This is a genomic window from Frigoribacterium sp. RIT-PI-h (genome assembly GCF_001297205.1).
Classification (GTDB): Bacteria; Actinomycetota; Actinomycetes; order Actinomycetales; family Microbacteriaceae; genus Frigoribacterium.
Genome location: NZ_LHOZ01000060.1, coordinates 15,348 through 29,273, shown reverse-complemented (window position 1 = coordinate 29,273; position 13,926 = coordinate 15,348). Strand labels below are relative to the sequence as shown.

Here is a 13,926-nt window from a genome sequence, read left to right as displayed (position 1 = left end):
GCGTCACCGTCCGGGCCATGGCCCCGGACGACTGGCCCGCCATCGAGCAGATCTACCAGGAGGGTATCGACACCGGTAACGCCACCTTCGAGACCCGCACCCCGACCTGGGACGCGTTCGATGCAGGCAAGCTCGCCGCGCACCGGTTCGTCGCGGTCGACGACACCGCGGGCGCCGTGCTCGGCTGGGTGGCGGCGTCTGCGACGTCGGCCAGGCCAGCGTATGCAGGTGTCGTCGAGCACTCCGTCTACGTCACCGCCGCGGCGCGAGGACGTGGCATTGGATGGGAGTTGCTGAGTGCGTTCCTCGACTCGGTGGATGCTTCGGACATCTGGACCGTTCAGTCGTCGATCTTCCCCGAGAACGGGGCGAGCCTGGCCCTCCACGACAGGGCGGGGTTCCGCCGGATCGGGACGCGGGAACGGATCGCGCGCTCCGAAGCAGGCCCTTATGCCGGCGTGTGGCGCGACACCGTTCTGATCGAACGACGCTCACCCACCGACCCTTCCTAGGCGCTGGTGCGGAAGACGCACTCGGTCGAGCACCGCTCAGACCGGTCAGGGCATTCGGCCAGGTCGTGCTCGGCGCGCGAGAGACGCGATCGGAGCTGGTCGAGGCGGGCCTGCTTCTCCTCGATCTGACGCACCTGCTCGGCCAGGAGCGGCCGTAAGGCTTCGCGGACATCGGTGCAGGACGTCGACTCCATGGTGCTGAGGTGCACGCCGATCTGATCAAGAGGCAGCCCGAGTTCCTTGCTGGCCTCGATCAGGTCGAGCCGACTGAGAACGTCCGGGCTGTAATCCCGGTACCCGTTCAAGGTCCTGGCAGCAGTCAAGAGCCCGATGGACTCGTAGTAGCGGAGCGCCGTGGCGGGGACGCCGCTGCGCTTGCTGACCTCGGAGATTCGCACACCGCGACCATAGAGCCGCCGGTGCCACTTGACCTTCAAGCGGCTCGAACCTCTACGGTCACTGACGTGCCTTCCTCCTCCACACCAGTCCAGCCGTGAACGCGGTCGTCTCCTGGCTCGAACACCGGCAGATAGGCCTCTACCTGGCGGCGATCCTGGCTGCCGGCGTCGTCGGCCTCACCGTGCCGGGAGCAAACCACCTAGAGGCAGCGATCGAGCCCGTGCTCGCGCTCCTGCTGTTCGCGACGTTCCTCGGGGTCCCGTTCGCCGCGATCGGGAAGTCCCTCCGCGACGGACGGTTCCTCGCCGCGGTCGGGGTGCTGAACTTCGCCGTCGTCCCGGTCGTCGCGTACGGGCTGTCCCGGTTTGTTGCGGACGAGCCGGCGCTGCTGTTCGGGGTGCTGCTGGTGCTGCTGACCCCGTGCATCGACTACGTGATCGTGTTCGCCGGCCTTGCTGGCGGCGCGTCGGAACGGCTCCTCGCCGCTGCACCGCTGCTGATGCTGGCGCAGATCCTCCTCCTGCCGCTGTACCTGCTGGTGTTCATCGGCCCCGAGGGCGTCGCCGTGGTCGAGGTCGGCCCCTTCGCCCGGGCCTTCCTTCTCCTGATCGCTGTCCCGCTCACCGCGGCCGCGCTCGTGCAGGCACTCGCCCGGCGACACCGATCCGGTGTCGTGATCGAGCGGACGATGCTGGGCGTGATGGTGCCGCTGATGATGGCGACCCTGTTCACCGTCGTGGCCTCCCAAGCGGGAGCTGTTGGGGACTCCTTGGGGCAGTTGCTCGTGCTGGTGCCGATCTACGCCGGGTTCCTCGTCGTCATGGCGGCGATCGGAATCGGCATTGCTCGCACCTTCCGACTCGACGTGCCAGCAACCCGGGCCCTGGTGTTCAGCGGCGCGACCAGGAACTCGCTCGTGGTCTTGCCGCTCGCGCTGGCCCTGCCGGCGTCACTGTCGCTTGCCCCGGTCGTTGTCGTGACCCAGACGCTCGTCGAACTCATGGGCATGGTGATCTTCGTCCGACTCATCCCCCGCCTCGTGAGCAGTCAAACCACAAAGGCCCATCCCGTCACGAAAACTGGCAAGTAGTCCGAGATAGGCCACCGGCCCTCGCCAGCGTTTAGCGTCGAGAGATGCAAATCACCTTGCAGTACTTCGACGGGTGCCCGAACTGGGAAACCACAGCCGAGCGTCTGGCCGTCATTAAGGCAGATCGGAATGACTTCACCGTGATCGAGCAGCGCGTTGAAACGCAGGCCGACGCAGAAGCGTTGGACTTCCGAGGCTCGCCAACGCTGCTCATCGACGGCACCCCGCTCTTCCCGGCCCCGGACGCGCCTCCTGGTTTGGCCTGCCGCGTCTACCTCACTCCCGATGGTCTTGCAGGTTCTCCGTCGCTGGCTCAGCTTCAGGAAGCCATCTCGTCGTTTCAGAGCACGGACCATTAGCGCGTCCACCAGTTCGCAGGTGTCCGATAGACGATCCCCTATCGGGCGCTCCAAGCACGCGCTTCTACAGGGCTGAACGTCGGCGCATGCTCGTGGTTGCATCAGGTTCGCGACCGCTTCGTGCAGCCGCATCAGTCGGCGGCCGCCGACTCCCTTTTCCGTTTCGACGAACGAGTGAGCAGGAGAAAGCATCATGAGCAACACCGTCATCCATGACTTGGTTTCCGAGATGCTGAGTCAGCTTCCGTCCGGTGGAGGCATCGTGGCTGTGGATGGCGATGCTGGCGAGCATCTCTCGGACATGGGCAGTCAGTTAGCTCGGGAGATCAGCGCGAGAGGCCTCACGTCGTCGGTCCGATCATTCACGGGCGCAGACTTCGAGTCTTCACCCGCCGGCACGGACGTGCTGTTGGTCGTCGGCGAAGGCGCGTTGCAGCCTGGCGTCCGGACGCGGTGGAACTGGACTCTGTGGGTCGAAGCCTCCGGGGTGCGTGATCCGGCGAGCAACGACCGCAGTGCGGTGGCGTTCGAGAGCTACCGGTCGCGTGACGAGCCCAAGGGCGCCGCCTCGGCCATCGTCGACGTCAGTGACCCCGAGGCCTATCGCCGTGACTGGAACGACGCCTGTTCGATCTGAGCCACTCCCCCACGCACCCTCGTCGTCCGCGGTCAGGGCAGGGGACGGGGAGGCGCGAGGAGCGTTCCGCGTATGACGCTGCCGTGGAAGGTGCGCACGGCGACCGTGACCCAGGCCCCGACGAGCCCGATGTAGAACACGACCGCCAGTACCTGCAGCGCGACGAGTCCCGTGTGCAGGGCCAGACCGTTCAGGCCTGTCACGCAGGTGCCGACGGGGAAGGTGAACGACCACCAGGTGAGTGAGAACGGGAGCCCCTGGCGGATGGTGCGGCGGGTGATGGCCGATGCCAGTGCCGCCCACATCAGGGCGAATCCCAGAGTGGGCACACCGTAGACGAGCCCGAAGACGAACAGGGCGTGCGAGGTTCCCTGGTCGACGGCGAGGTGGGCGTTGCCACCGAGCAGGTTGGCCGCGGTGATCGACTGCCCCAGGGGGCCGAGGACGATCCAGAGGGTCGGGACCATGCCGGCCGGGCCGATCTTGTGCTGGGCCAGGCGTGACCAGATCAGCGTGATGATCACGATCGACGCCAGCAACGACAACCCGAACATCGCGTAGCACCCCCAGAGCATATTCTGCCTGGCCTGCCCCGCGGGCAGGAAGGGCAGCAGCAGCGCACCGGTCGAGGCAGACACCATCGGGGGAACCACGGGCATGAGCCAGCCGCCGAACGCACTGTCGGGGGCCGTGTCGTGCCGGGTGAACGTCAGGTACGGGACCGCGATCGCGCTGACGAGGCCGAGCACCGTACCGATGGTCCACAACACCCAGTCGATGCCGACCGCCAGGGGCGTACCGAGGACGTCTCTGCCCAAGAGCAGGGTGCCCGCGCCGACGGTCAGCAGCGCCATGGGCGGTGCCCCGTAGAAGTGCGCCATCACCGGATTGAGTCGATGCCCCCGCGCGGTGGCTCGGTAACGCACCCAGTGCATGACGGTCGCCGTGCTGAGAGCGACCAACAACACGCTGGCCAGTGCCCAGACGATGGTCGCGGCAGGGCGCAGCCCCGGGAACTGCAACGGCAGGGTCGCCGCGGCGTTGGCGACGATGCCGGTCCCCATGATCGACGCGAACCAGTTCGGGGTCAGGTTCGACACGATCTGCCCGCGGTGCTCGAGCTGGCGGAACAGACCGTGCGTGCGGGGAGGGGCGACAGTCGGTGTGATCGCGGCAGGCATGCCTCGATCTTCGTACGTGCGTCCGGCTGCCGATACGGGCGGATGCTTGTGGTGTCACAATCGATCCTTGTGACCGGACTCCCTGTTGATCTCGAGACGCTCCGACTGCTGGAGGCGATCTCGAGATCGGGCAGTCTGGGCCGGGCCGCGACATCGGTGGGCATCAGCCAGCAGGCGGCGTCGTCTCGCATCACGGGCGCCGAGCGGCGGCTGGGTCGTACGTTGCTCGTCCGCTCTCGGGCGGGCTCGGCGCTGACCGAGCACGGACTCCTGGTGTGCGAGTGGGGCCGACCCCTGCTCGAGGCGGCGACCACCTTCGAACGATCGCTGCACACCCTGATGACCGGCGCCTCCGACGCTCTCCTCGTCGCGGCGAGTCAGACGGTGTCAGAGGCGCTGATGCCACGCTGGATGACAGCGGCAGCGGATCGTGTCCGGGTACGCCTGGAATCGGGCAACAGCGACTGGGTCGTTGACGAGGTCCGTTCGGGGCGCGCGCACCTCGGGTTCACGGAGACCCCTGATGAGGCCGACGGGCTCGCCACGACCGTCCTGGGTGTCGACGAACTGCTCGTCGTCGTCTCGCCGAGGCACGCATGGGCATCGAAGTCCGAACCCGTGACGGCAGCGGATCTCGCATCCACACCGCTCGTGTCTCGGGAGTCGGGCTCGGGCACCCGCCGGACCCTCGAGCTCGCCCTGGGGATCGACCCTGCCCTGATGGCAGAACCCGCTGCGCAGTTGTCGTCGACGGGCGCCATCCGGGCGGCCATCGCCGGCGGTGTGGGTCCGGGAGTCATCAGCTCGTTGCTGGTCGAGGACGACCTCCGTGCCGGGCGCCTCGTCACCGTCCCGGCAGCCGTCGACCTGAGGCGCCCGTTCCGCGCCGTGTGGTCGGCCGGTCTGAGCGCCGGGGCGCAGGATCTCCTGGCCGTGATCGCCGCGTCGCAGCACAGCCCCGACTCCTCGCCGAGATGATCAGAGAAGCGAAGCGTGCCGTAGGGCCGTGACGGCCCGCAGGTGCTTCTCGCCGGCGCGGGTGGCGTTCGCCGGCGACAGATGGGGTGCCGCGAGCACGGGCACGACCCTCGCACGCGGTTCCAGGGTGAAGTACCTCATCACGCCCGTCAGGGCCGGAGTGCCGAAGGTCACGATCGCCCGCAGCTGCGGCAGAGAAACGAGCAGCTGAGCCAGGGCAGGGCGTGCCTCGTCGAGATCGGTGACGGTCGGCGCCCGACCAAGGGCCCACGGGACGATGTTCCATCGCAGGTAGACGTTCCTGCCCAGACCCGACTCGATCCGTGCTCGCCTGAACGCAGACGCCGTCGGCCCCGGGTTGTCCTCACTGCTGATCGCGTCCTCGCCCTGCTTGATCGTGGCAGGACCGGGTGATTCCATCAGCACGAGAACTGTCGCCGCTGCTCCTCCACCTGATGGGTCGAAGCCCGGCACGAAGCGCGCACGTCCTGGTCCGGAGCTCCGCCATTCCGATACGAGCTGATCGAGGCCCCTGGGCTGCTGCATCCCTAGACGCTACGACGTTAGGGACCGTTTCCGCCCACGCTCACCGACGACACGGAACGACCACGACGGCGTCCTCTCCGAGTGCGCTCGCCCCACAGCAAGTGATCCAGTGGGGGATCGTTAGCCGGACGATCGCCAGCCTCGACCACCCCCTTGGGGCTGCGCGGATCTAACCGTCTCAGATAGGTGGTCCGAGACAGGTTCCGGTGACGGGGCACTATGTGACACTGCCGACATGACATCGTCACCCCTCCCTAGGAGCGCCTGTTCGCCGATCGACGCTTCCTACCTCACAGCCCCGCGTGACGCCCAGGCGGATCTTGGAGGGTCGGCCCGGCTGATGCAGAAAAGCGCGGGCGGGGCCTTGAAGAAGCCGAACCACCCGGTCAGGTCCTGGGCGCCTATCGCCAGTCAAGCCGTTGACTGTCAGCCCGTTAGCATCGGGGCTACCTCCCTCGGATCTGATGCATGAGCGAGCGCCCCTCTCCCGAACACCGAGCCCGAGTACGCGCCACCGGCCTTGATCGAGAGCACCTAGTCGCGATGGGCGAGGTCGCGTACTGGTCTGCTCGACTGGAGCGCACGCTAGCGTTCGCCGTCATGGCCCTCGTCAGCGACGATGACCGCGAGACAAATGACATAGGAATTGTGGTGACCCGTGGCGTCTCCTTCAGCGGCCTGCTCGAATTGGGCGCGAAGCTCGTGAAGCTGCACCGCTTCCAGGGGCAGGTACGCGACATGTTCACGCGACTGTCCGCCGACTCGAAAGTTGCGATGGAGAGCCGGAATCACCTGCTGCACGGCGCGTGGACAACACCGGGAAAAGGACCAGCTTCGGCGAGCCGGGTCAAGGCCAAGGGGACCGTGGATCGCACATTCACCGTGGCACAGGTGGAAGACGTCGCTTACGACCTGGCAGTGCTCGCAGATCAGCTATTCATGCTGTTTCTCGTCATCGAAGGCGCGGTCGACTACGAGGAGTGACCACCTTGGGCCGATGCTCTTCGAAAGGTTCTGGGCTAACCGCGCCACCCCGAGTGGCAATCAACCGGGATGCCTCGGACCAATCGGCACGAGGTTCGAAGCGGCCCTCAATGAGCCTTCTGCGACAGCTCCAGCGGTGATTGCAAGCCCGATCTGCGCGTACGCGGCCATCAGCGTGCCGACACGGTGCCGAGCATCTCGCTCGAGGCGCTCCCCCTCCGCCGCAAAGCTCCGATCCGTGACGAAGCACTGCAACTGGTCGTACACGTGGTCCCACCGGACAGCGACCCGAGCGCGGCGCGATCCGTTGACCTCCTCGAAGTGGAGAGACCCGAAAGGCCTCCCATCCCTCATTCCCAGATCGACTCCGGCAAGTCGCCAATCTTGAGCCACGCGCGAGACATCCGCTCTCCAGACGACCACGCTCGGCGGGCTCGCGCCTAATCCGACAATCGTGTATTGCCCTGCAGTCTGCTCGCCCTCGGCCACTCCGCCACCTTCTAACTTCTTGTGATCCTGGACCCTCCGCATGGATGGTGGTAATAGTAATGACCATGGATGCAAGCAAACAAGCGAAGCCGACCTCGGGGCAGCGCAAGGCCTTCGGCATCATCACGATTCAAGGGCTTTTCCTGGACCTGAGCGACTCGCTCATAGCCCAACCAAGCAGCAGCGTCACATGGAGAGCTCACCCTGCCGGCCCACTCTCGGGCCTCACAGCAGCCATAGATGAGCACGAGGCGTCGATCAGCTGGGCGCCGACGTCAGATGTGCTCCGCGAGACGAGTACCGAAGATGCCCCCGACGAGCTCTTGGCCCATGTGCGACAGACCTATCTGACCTATCTCGAGCTATGCCTCAGGCTCGGTGAGTTCCAACTCGAGGCAACTCCGGTCACTGACGCCGCAGAGAACATCACCGGAACGTCACTTCGAGCCCGGCTGGTAGAGCGAGGAGCAGTCTGGCTCGACGAACTTCCCACTGCCAACCAGCAACGGTTCGCACCAATCCCCAGGGCCGACGAGGTGACCATGGTGGACATTCCCGACAGACCCTCGCCGCAGACAGACCCCGGGGGCGGGCAAAGGCCTGATGAATCGACATGACCAAGACCGTCACGTTGGAACGATCAGCTGTGGCGCGGCCAAAGGGAAACGCCGAGCCCCCGCTCGAGCTTCGCGATCGTTTCGAGGTCCGGCCACACCTGGCCCGCCAGGACGCTGAGCAGAGTCGTATGGGTGACACCTGAAGCTTCGGCTACCGACCGGATGCTGCGACTGCCGACGGCCTGACGAAGGTTCTGCGCGAATCTGCGAGCCACTTCCCCGATCGGGTCGTCCGAGCGAACGTCTGGCCACGGGGACGGGGCCAGCGCGGCTGGTTTCGCACGCGCTGTTCTACCCATGCCGCAAGGCTAGGCGCGCCAGCTCGCGCGCACGGCCGCCCCGTCGAACGTATCACAAATTGGTCATTGTAATGACCACTTTCGAGCTTGGAGATGAGCGCCGGTGAGCGATGAAGCTGACGAACGCCGCGAACGGCAGCTCGAGGTAATGAAGCGCATGGCCGAGAGGGAGCCCGAGGTGCTGGCTGCGGCTCATTACGACTACACGCCGAAGATGCCTGCTGATCAGTGGGCCGCCATCCGCCCTTACGTGCGGCGCGTCGTCCGCGACACGGCCCCCAGAACGCCGTACTCCGAGAAGGAGCTCTACCCGGCCGTTTCCCGTCTCGCCCTGTTCGCCTGGGCGGTAGCTAACGTTCCCCTCGAAGATGACAACGTCTTCGACCCGAGGTTCATCAACCGCTTCGTGCAGCATCACCTCGGGCAGTACAGCAGGGCAGGAAAGAACACCCTGCGCGCTCGGTTGAGACGCACGTCGGAGGCGCTCCTGGGCGACGAAGCTGCGGGTACATTCCGGGCCCTGGGCAAGGCTGAGGCGTCACGTCCGTACACCCCGAGCGAGGTGGCGTCGTTGTTGTCGTGGGCCAGTAGCCAGCACGACGAGGAACGGACGACCAGCGCCGGCGCGCTCCTCGCGCTCGGACTCGGGGCAGGACTGACGGGGCGGGAGATCATCGATCTAGAACTCGTGAACATCACGTCAGATAGTCGGGGCGTCGCGGTGCGCGTGTCGGGTGACGAGGCGAGAAACGTCCCGGTTCTTGCTCAGTGGGCCCCCTTCCTGCAGCGCCGAACGGCGTCCAAGGCAGCCTCCCGGTGGGCATTCCGGAGCGGGCAGCGAGGCGGGAACATCAATCTCGTCACGGACTTCGTCAGCCGGAATCCACGCCCTGCGGTCGAGCTGCAGTCCCGACGCATGCGAGCGACCTGGATCGTGGAACACCTCCGGCGGGGGACGCCCCTCGACCTGTTGTTGGAGGTCGCCGGCTTGCAGTCAGCCGAAGCGCTCGACCGGCTCTTGCCTTACGTCGCCAGAGCGGACGACGACCCCCGGCGGTACTCACTTCGCTGATGGTTACCACCCCGGCGCGAGCCGAGGCTGCGGCCATGACGCCCGTATAGGGACAAGACGATCACTTCCCGCGTCGGCCAGGTTCCCTCAGACGCCCAAATGGCGACGGGCATTTGCCACGTCTTCCAGACGCATCACGACCTCACCCCTAAGCAGACGCCCCAGCCGCTCAGGACTCTGCCCAGAGGCAGCCGCGTACGTCCCGACAGAGCGGAATTGTCTCGCTATCTCGACTCGGATGCTGCACGCCAGGCGATGCTGAATGCGAGCAGCGCCCCACTGGTCGAGCTGGCCTGACGAGAACGACACCGCCGAGACCCACTGAGCTTCGGGGTCGCGACCGAAGCGGCCTGGCTCACGCAGGTAGGACCGCGGCTCGAAACGTGGATCAGGCACCTCCGCAGTCTAGATGTGCGCTGAAAGCGCACCAGACCGCTTGATGGCCTTGTCTTGTCTCATGTCCATCTCTCGTGACCACCCCTGACGAGACACAGCCTCCGACTTCCCCCTCTTCCCAACTCGAGCGTGCCGTAGCACACTTTGGTCAATCTAATGACCACGCCACGCTGGAGCTACAGGAGGCGATCTTGCGCTATCAGCCGCGACGTATCGCCCCGACCAAGTGGCTGCCCGTTCGGGACTTCACGCTCGCGTGCGTCCTCGACGCCAAACCCCACGACATGCTCTACACGAGGATCCTCCTGACCTTCGCGAGCCGGTACGTCGTGTGGGCGTTCCACGAAGCCGGTGCGGAGCTGCGCCGCGATGACCTCTTCTACCCGTCCATGATCTACCGCTTCGCCCGCACCTACCCCAGCGCCAAGACGCAGCAGCTTGCCGAGACCAGACTCCTGAACCTCGCTGAAGCGCTTGGTTACGAGCCGTCTCCTCACCGCCTCAACAAGCAGAGCCGGGAGATACGACCCTTCTCGCATTCCGAGCTTCCCGCCTTCGAGAGCTGGGCCGCGTCGAGGTCCACCGACCGAGCCCGCCGGGATTCTTATGGGCTTCTCGCGCTTGCCGGTGGCGCAGGCCTCGGTGCGACCGAGATCGCCGCGGTCCGTGGCCGGGACTTGACGCGCACTCCGGCTGGCTGGGTCGTCCGTGTGACCGGAAAGGCGCCGCGAAGCATCCCCATCCGAATCGGGTGGAATTCGTACGCAGACATCGCTTTCGAGGGACTCGGCGACGATGACTACGCGGTCATCCCCCACCGCAAGGAGTCCTCGCGGGAGATCGCGCTGATGCACTACGGCGCCCGATACGACGGTCCTGCTATTCGGCGCCTCCGCATCACCTGGATCGTGGACCAGATCAACGTTCTGCCCCTGGCGAGCATCGTCTACGCGGCCGGCTTCAAGAACGTCTCGTCCCTCCTTCGCTACGCGCCCTTGGCCAAGGTCATGCCCGAGGTTGAGCTTCACGCGCTTCTCCGCTCAACGGGAGCGACTCAGTGACCGGCAAGCCCTCTTTCCATGACGAGGAGTTCTTCAACGGCATCTACACGGCCGACCGGATCGTCAGCGGATCGACCAAGACGACCAAGTTCCGCGGCGCCGACGCCCGTGAGTGGATGACTTTCCTCCGTTCATCGGGTGTCATCGAGCTCCTCGCGACATGGCGCGCGGAGGACCGCGAGAAGAAAGCCCCGGGCGGTGCCAAACCGAAGATCGATGACCTGGCCATCCTGACCGTGGTGATGATGCTCCTGTCGGAGCAGTCCATGATCTTCGTGCGCGAGATGGGCCGCGTCTTCGAACACCGTCTCGACGATGAAGCCCGTCGCGAGCTCGGCATCGCTCACCTGTACGACAACGACAAGCCCAACGACTGGTACTTCCTGGCATGGCGGGCCATGCACCGCATCATCGACCTCTGGGACGCCTGGCCGGCGCCCCGCCGCCTGCTCACCCGGGACGAGCGGAGCAGCCTGGACGCGCTCCGGGACAAGAACATCGAACGCCGCGCACACGAGCGCAGCATGACCTTCACGAACACGCTGCTGGAGGCCACCGCCCAGAACCTGCCTCGAGCCGTGCGACGTCAGCGTCTCGCGCTCTCCGTCGACCAGACAGTGCTGCGTGCACCGAGCCAGAAGAACCGTTGGCCGCGGGAGAACGGCGTCGAGCAGCCCATGTTCATCGCGGGCACGGACAAGGAACAGCCGAAGTACGCGATGGAACTCGAAGCTGACCTGTACCCGATCGACAAGGGAGAGAAGGAACGCGTCTTCAGCAAGCACACCAAGGAGAACGGCAAGGCGAGCGTCAAGCAGGCACGGAGCCGGTGGCTGCTCGCCTACACCGCGAACCTCATCATCGACGTCAACGAGGACCCTTCAGGGGACCCCACCGAAGCACCACAGCTGATCCGTGGGGCGAGCCTGACGACGCCCAACAAAGGCATCGGGTTCCACACCGTCGAGCTCGTGAAGAACATCCAGGAACGCGGGTACGACATCGCGCGCCTCTCGTCCGACCTCGGGTACTCCGCGGGTCTCACGATGGAGGACTTCCACCGTCCGATGAGAGAGCTCGGCGTCGGCCTCGTCTTCGACTACAACCGCGCGAACCAGACCGGTGTGCGGGGCCAGGTCGGCGGAGCCAAGCTCGTTGAAGGCGGTCAGTTCTGCCCCGGCACACCGAAGCGACTCCTCGATGCAACGGTGCGGCGCAACAACAAGGAGATCGACAACGTCGAGTGGTCCCAGCAGATCGACGAGCGTGACGCATACCGACTCCACAAGAAGGAGGGTCCCGACGCCAACGGCAACGTGAAGATGCGCTGCCCAGCCCTCGGCCCGAGTGCGACGGTCGAGTGCCCCCTCCGCAAGCTCGACAAGCGTGCATCGCCGGACAAGGAACGCCGGCAGGTGCTGCGCGCCAACGTCCCCAAGCAGACAGATAAGGTCTGCTGCCAGACCTCGATCACGGTGCGCCCGGAGGACGGCGAGAAGATGAACCAGATGCTGCCTTATGGCAGCAAGGAGTGGTCCAAGACCTACCGCCGCGACCGCAACAGCATCGAGAGCTTCAACGCCTTCATCAAGACCGGTCCCGAGCGCATCGCCGACTCCAGTGCACGGCGCCTGCGCGGTCTCGCCGCTCAGCAGTTCCTTCTCGCCATGCTCGCGACGGCCGCCAACATCCGCAAGATCGTCACCTTCCTCGCCGCCAAGCACCGAGCGCCGAAGGACCGCGACCGCCGCGTCGCGAAGGGCCTGACGCCGGTGCCTGCACGGCGCACCCGCCGTCGTGATGCCGAGGGCATGAGCAACTACCGCGCCGACTACGTCCGACCCGAACTGTCCCCGTTCCCGACGAGTGGACCCACCGTCGATCCGCCTCCGCGAACGTAGGCCCAGGCCCGTTCCAAGGCACCACACCCGAGCCTTCCGCTATCCCCCACCGCTCACGAGTCAATCCGGCGCGCCCAGAAGGGCGCGTCGCTTCGTCGTTTAAGCCGCCCGCACGCCTGGTGGCCGAGAGGGAGAGGCCAAGAGGTCCCGAACCCCTCGCCGGGAAGCGCTTCTTGGCCCAGAAACGGAAGAAAGCCCCCGAGCTACTCGGGGGCTTTCTTCTCGGGCTGAGTTCCGCAAACGAATTTCGGATGATGCGCAAACAACCCTTCTGGCGGTACCGGTGGGATTTGAACCCACGGTGGAGTTAACCCCCACACATGTTTTCGAGACATGATCCTTCGGCCGCTCGGACACGGTACCGAGGACGAGTTTAGTACATCCGGCGGCAGGGACGAAACCGGGGGATTGCTCGTCCACCGGACCGCGCCTCCTCGGGGTCGTGCACAGGGTGCACAGACGACCGGCACGGGCATCGGAGCCCGGCGTAGCCTCGGCCCATGCCCTCCCGCCACACCGTCACCGCCTTCCTCTCGGGCGTCGGCGTCACCCTCGCCACCACGGCCGCCGCCGGCGCCGGCGTCAGCCGCTTCATGCAGCGCCGCAACGCGGCCGCGTCCGAGCTGAACGCCCTGCTGCCCGTCCACTCCGCCTGGTGGCGCGACCGCTTCGACCGCAAGGGCAAGCTGCTCTACGTCGCGATGGGCGACTCCGCCGCCCAGGGCATCGGCGCCTCGAGCCCGGCCCGCAGCTACGTCGGCCGCCTCTCGGCATACATGCGCCGCCAGAGCCACACCTCGCTGCGCGTCGTCAACCTCAGCGTCAGCGGCTCGACCACCTGGCTCTGCCGCAAAGACCAGCTGCCCAAGTTCGAGAAGTACGAACCCGACGTCGTCACCGTGGCCATCGGCGCCAACGACATCATCCAGTTCAACCCCGAGTCGTTCGAGAAGAACCTCCGCGTCATCTACGGCGCCCTGCCCTCACACGCCATCGTCGGCGACCTGCCCGCCATGTGGATTCCCGACCGCGAGAAGAAGCTCGTCGAGGCCAACGCCATCGTCCACCGCATCGCCGGCGAGTTCGGCCTCACCGTCGCCCCGCTCTACGAGACCACCCGCCGCCAGGGCTTCTTCCGCACCTACCGCAACTCGGCCGGAGACCTCTTCCACCCCAACGACCGCGGCTACCGCGTCTGGGCCTCGGCCTTCGAACCCGCCATCACCGCCCGCCTCGCCCGCATCGCCGCCGACGAGGCCGCCACCACCCACGAAGCCCGCGAGGCCGAAGCCGTCGCGGCGCACACCGCCGCGGCAGCCGCGGATTCCGCACCAGCCGCCCGGCCCCAACCCAGTGCCGGGCCCGCCGAGCCAGGGGGTGTCGGCGTCACCAGCTAGCGTCAGAA

Annotated in this window: 15 protein-coding genes and 1 tRNA gene; 11 read left to right on the top strand and 5 right to left on the bottom strand. The window is 66.2% G+C overall.

From position 1 onward, the window contains the following. Positions 1 to 17 precede the first annotated feature (17 nt). The gene (locus AEQ27_RS05950) at positions 18 to 512 is read left to right on the top strand and encodes a GNAT family N-acetyltransferase (protein ID WP_043594688.1); all 495 of its coding nucleotides are present in this window, start codon (positions 18 to 20) and stop codon (positions 510 to 512) included. On the opposite strand, the gene AEQ27_RS05945 is transcribed toward AEQ27_RS05950, so the two are convergent. Continuing rightward, positions 509 to 949 carry a MerR family DNA-binding transcriptional regulator gene (locus tag AEQ27_RS05945; protein WP_197073513.1) on the bottom strand — a complete coding sequence of 147 codons (441 nt, stop codon included), beginning with the start codon at positions 947 to 949 and terminating at the stop codon, positions 509 to 511. The two genes, AEQ27_RS05950 and AEQ27_RS05945, sit on opposite strands and share 4 nt — an antisense overlap. 56 nt (positions 950 to 1,005) lie before the next feature. On the opposite strand from AEQ27_RS05945, the gene AEQ27_RS05940 reads away from it, so the two are divergent. From AEQ27_RS05940 to AEQ27_RS05930, 3 genes are all read left to right on the top strand, one after another. Further along, positions 1,006 to 2,001, top strand: coding sequence for an arsenic resistance protein (locus tag AEQ27_RS05940; RefSeq protein ID WP_043594585.1), 996 nt, complete (start codon positions 1,006 to 1,008; stop codon positions 1,999 to 2,001). Positions 2,002 to 2,045: 44 nt separating this feature from the next. Next, on the top strand, positions 2,046 to 2,360 hold the full coding sequence (locus AEQ27_RS05935) for a hypothetical protein (RefSeq protein WP_043594583.1): 315 nt from the start codon (positions 2,046 to 2,048) through the stop codon (positions 2,358 to 2,360). 193 nt (positions 2,361 to 2,553) lie between these two features. Then, positions 2,554 to 2,997, top strand: a complete 444-nt coding sequence (locus tag AEQ27_RS05930) for a hypothetical protein (RefSeq protein WP_054145818.1) — start codon at positions 2,554 to 2,556, stop codon at positions 2,995 to 2,997. Positions 2,998 to 3,029: 32 nt separating this feature from the next. On the opposite strand, the gene AEQ27_RS05925 is transcribed toward AEQ27_RS05930, so the two are convergent. Then, positions 3,030 to 4,178 carry a TDT family transporter gene (locus AEQ27_RS05925; RefSeq protein ID WP_043594582.1) on the bottom strand — a complete coding sequence of 383 codons (1,149 nt, stop codon included), beginning with the start codon at positions 4,176 to 4,178 and terminating at the stop codon, positions 3,030 to 3,032. 69 nt (positions 4,179 to 4,247) lie between these two features. Here AEQ27_RS05925 and AEQ27_RS05920 point away from each other — a divergent pair, with 69 nt between their 5' ends. Then, complete coding sequence (locus tag AEQ27_RS05920; protein ID WP_159825012.1) at positions 4,248 to 5,156, top strand: LysR family transcriptional regulator; 909 nt, start codon at positions 4,248 to 4,250, stop codon at positions 5,154 to 5,156. Here AEQ27_RS05920 and AEQ27_RS05915 read toward each other — a convergent pair whose 3' ends face one another. Continuing rightward, positions 5,157 to 5,702 (bottom strand): uracil-DNA glycosylase, encoded by a 546-nt coding sequence (locus tag AEQ27_RS05915; protein ID WP_043594580.1) that lies wholly within the window; start codon positions 5,700 to 5,702, stop codon positions 5,157 to 5,159. Positions 5,703 to 6,170: 468 nt separating this feature from the next. Between AEQ27_RS05915 and AEQ27_RS05910 the strand changes: the two genes are divergently transcribed. Continuing rightward, the gene (locus AEQ27_RS05910; protein ID WP_152970199.1) at positions 6,171 to 6,686 is read left to right on the top strand and encodes a hypothetical protein; all 516 of its coding nucleotides are present in this window, start codon (positions 6,171 to 6,173) and stop codon (positions 6,684 to 6,686) included. 554 nt (positions 6,687 to 7,240) lie between these two features. Next, positions 7,241 to 7,792 (top strand): hypothetical protein, encoded by a 552-nt coding sequence (locus AEQ27_RS17135; RefSeq protein WP_152970198.1) that lies wholly within the window; start codon positions 7,241 to 7,243, stop codon positions 7,790 to 7,792. Between the two features lie 23 nt (positions 7,793 to 7,815). Here AEQ27_RS17135 and AEQ27_RS18715 read toward each other — a convergent pair whose 3' ends face one another. Further along, complete coding sequence (locus tag AEQ27_RS18715) at positions 7,816 to 8,091, bottom strand: helix-turn-helix transcriptional regulator (protein WP_082059912.1); 276 nt, start codon at positions 8,089 to 8,091, stop codon at positions 7,816 to 7,818. Between the two features lie 103 nt (positions 8,092 to 8,194). Here AEQ27_RS18715 and AEQ27_RS05900 point away from each other — a divergent pair, with 103 nt between their 5' ends. From AEQ27_RS05900 to AEQ27_RS05890, 3 genes are all read left to right on the top strand, one after another. Then, on the top strand, positions 8,195 to 9,163 hold the full coding sequence (locus AEQ27_RS05900; protein WP_152970197.1) for a hypothetical protein: 969 nt from the start codon (positions 8,195 to 8,197) through the stop codon (positions 9,161 to 9,163). A 587-nt stretch (positions 9,164 to 9,750) separates the two neighbouring features. Then, positions 9,751 to 10,620, top strand: a complete 870-nt coding sequence (locus AEQ27_RS05895) for a hypothetical protein (RefSeq protein ID WP_152970196.1) — start codon at positions 9,751 to 9,753, stop codon at positions 10,618 to 10,620. Next, complete coding sequence (locus AEQ27_RS05890; protein WP_054145817.1) at positions 10,617 to 12,521, top strand: hypothetical protein; 1,905 nt, start codon at positions 10,617 to 10,619, stop codon at positions 12,519 to 12,521. The genes AEQ27_RS05895 and AEQ27_RS05890 overlap by 4 nt, the downstream gene beginning before the upstream one ends. Positions 12,522 to 12,793: 272 nt before the next feature. On the opposite strand, the gene AEQ27_RS05885 is transcribed toward AEQ27_RS05890, so the two are convergent. Continuing rightward, positions 12,794 to 12,884 (bottom strand) — tRNA-Ser (locus AEQ27_RS05885). A 137-nt stretch (positions 12,885 to 13,021) separates the two neighbouring features. Here AEQ27_RS05885 and AEQ27_RS05880 point away from each other — a divergent pair. Further along, entirely contained in the window at positions 13,022 to 13,918 is an 897-nt protein-coding gene (locus tag AEQ27_RS05880) for an SGNH/GDSL hydrolase family protein (RefSeq protein WP_152970195.1), read from the top strand. The last annotated feature ends 8 nt before the right edge of the window (positions 13,919 to 13,926 follow it).

What these genes read in the sequence shown, in the direction of transcription:
- AEQ27_RS05910 (WP_152970199.1), top strand. Translation starts at nt 6,171, where the DNA reads ATGAGCGAGCGCCCCTCTCCCGAACACCGAGCCCGAGTACGCGCCACC.
- AEQ27_RS05950 (WP_043594688.1), top strand. Translation starts at nt 18, where the DNA reads ATGGCCCCGGACGACTGGCCCGCCATCGAGCAGATCTACCAGGAGGGT.
- AEQ27_RS05925 (WP_043594582.1), bottom strand. Translation starts at nt 4,178, where the DNA reads ATGCCTGCCGCGATCACACCGACTGTCGCCCCTCCCCGCACGCACGGT.
- AEQ27_RS05935 (WP_043594583.1), top strand. Translation starts at nt 2,046, where the DNA reads ATGCAAATCACCTTGCAGTACTTCGACGGGTGCCCGAACTGGGAAACC.
- AEQ27_RS17135 (WP_152970198.1), top strand. Translation starts at nt 7,241, where the DNA reads ATGGATGCAAGCAAACAAGCGAAGCCGACCTCGGGGCAGCGCAAGGCC.
- AEQ27_RS05930 (WP_054145818.1), top strand. Translation starts at nt 2,554, where the DNA reads ATGAGCAACACCGTCATCCATGACTTGGTTTCCGAGATGCTGAGTCAG.
- AEQ27_RS05915 (WP_043594580.1), bottom strand. Translation starts at nt 5,702, where the DNA reads ATGCAGCAGCCCAGGGGCCTCGATCAGCTCGTATCGGAATGGCGGAGC.
- AEQ27_RS05880 (WP_152970195.1), top strand. Translation starts at nt 13,022, where the DNA reads ATGCCCTCCCGCCACACCGTCACCGCCTTCCTCTCGGGCGTCGGCGTC.
- AEQ27_RS18715 (WP_082059912.1), bottom strand. Translation starts at nt 8,091, where the DNA reads ATGGGTAGAACAGCGCGTGCGAAACCAGCCGCGCTGGCCCCGTCCCCG.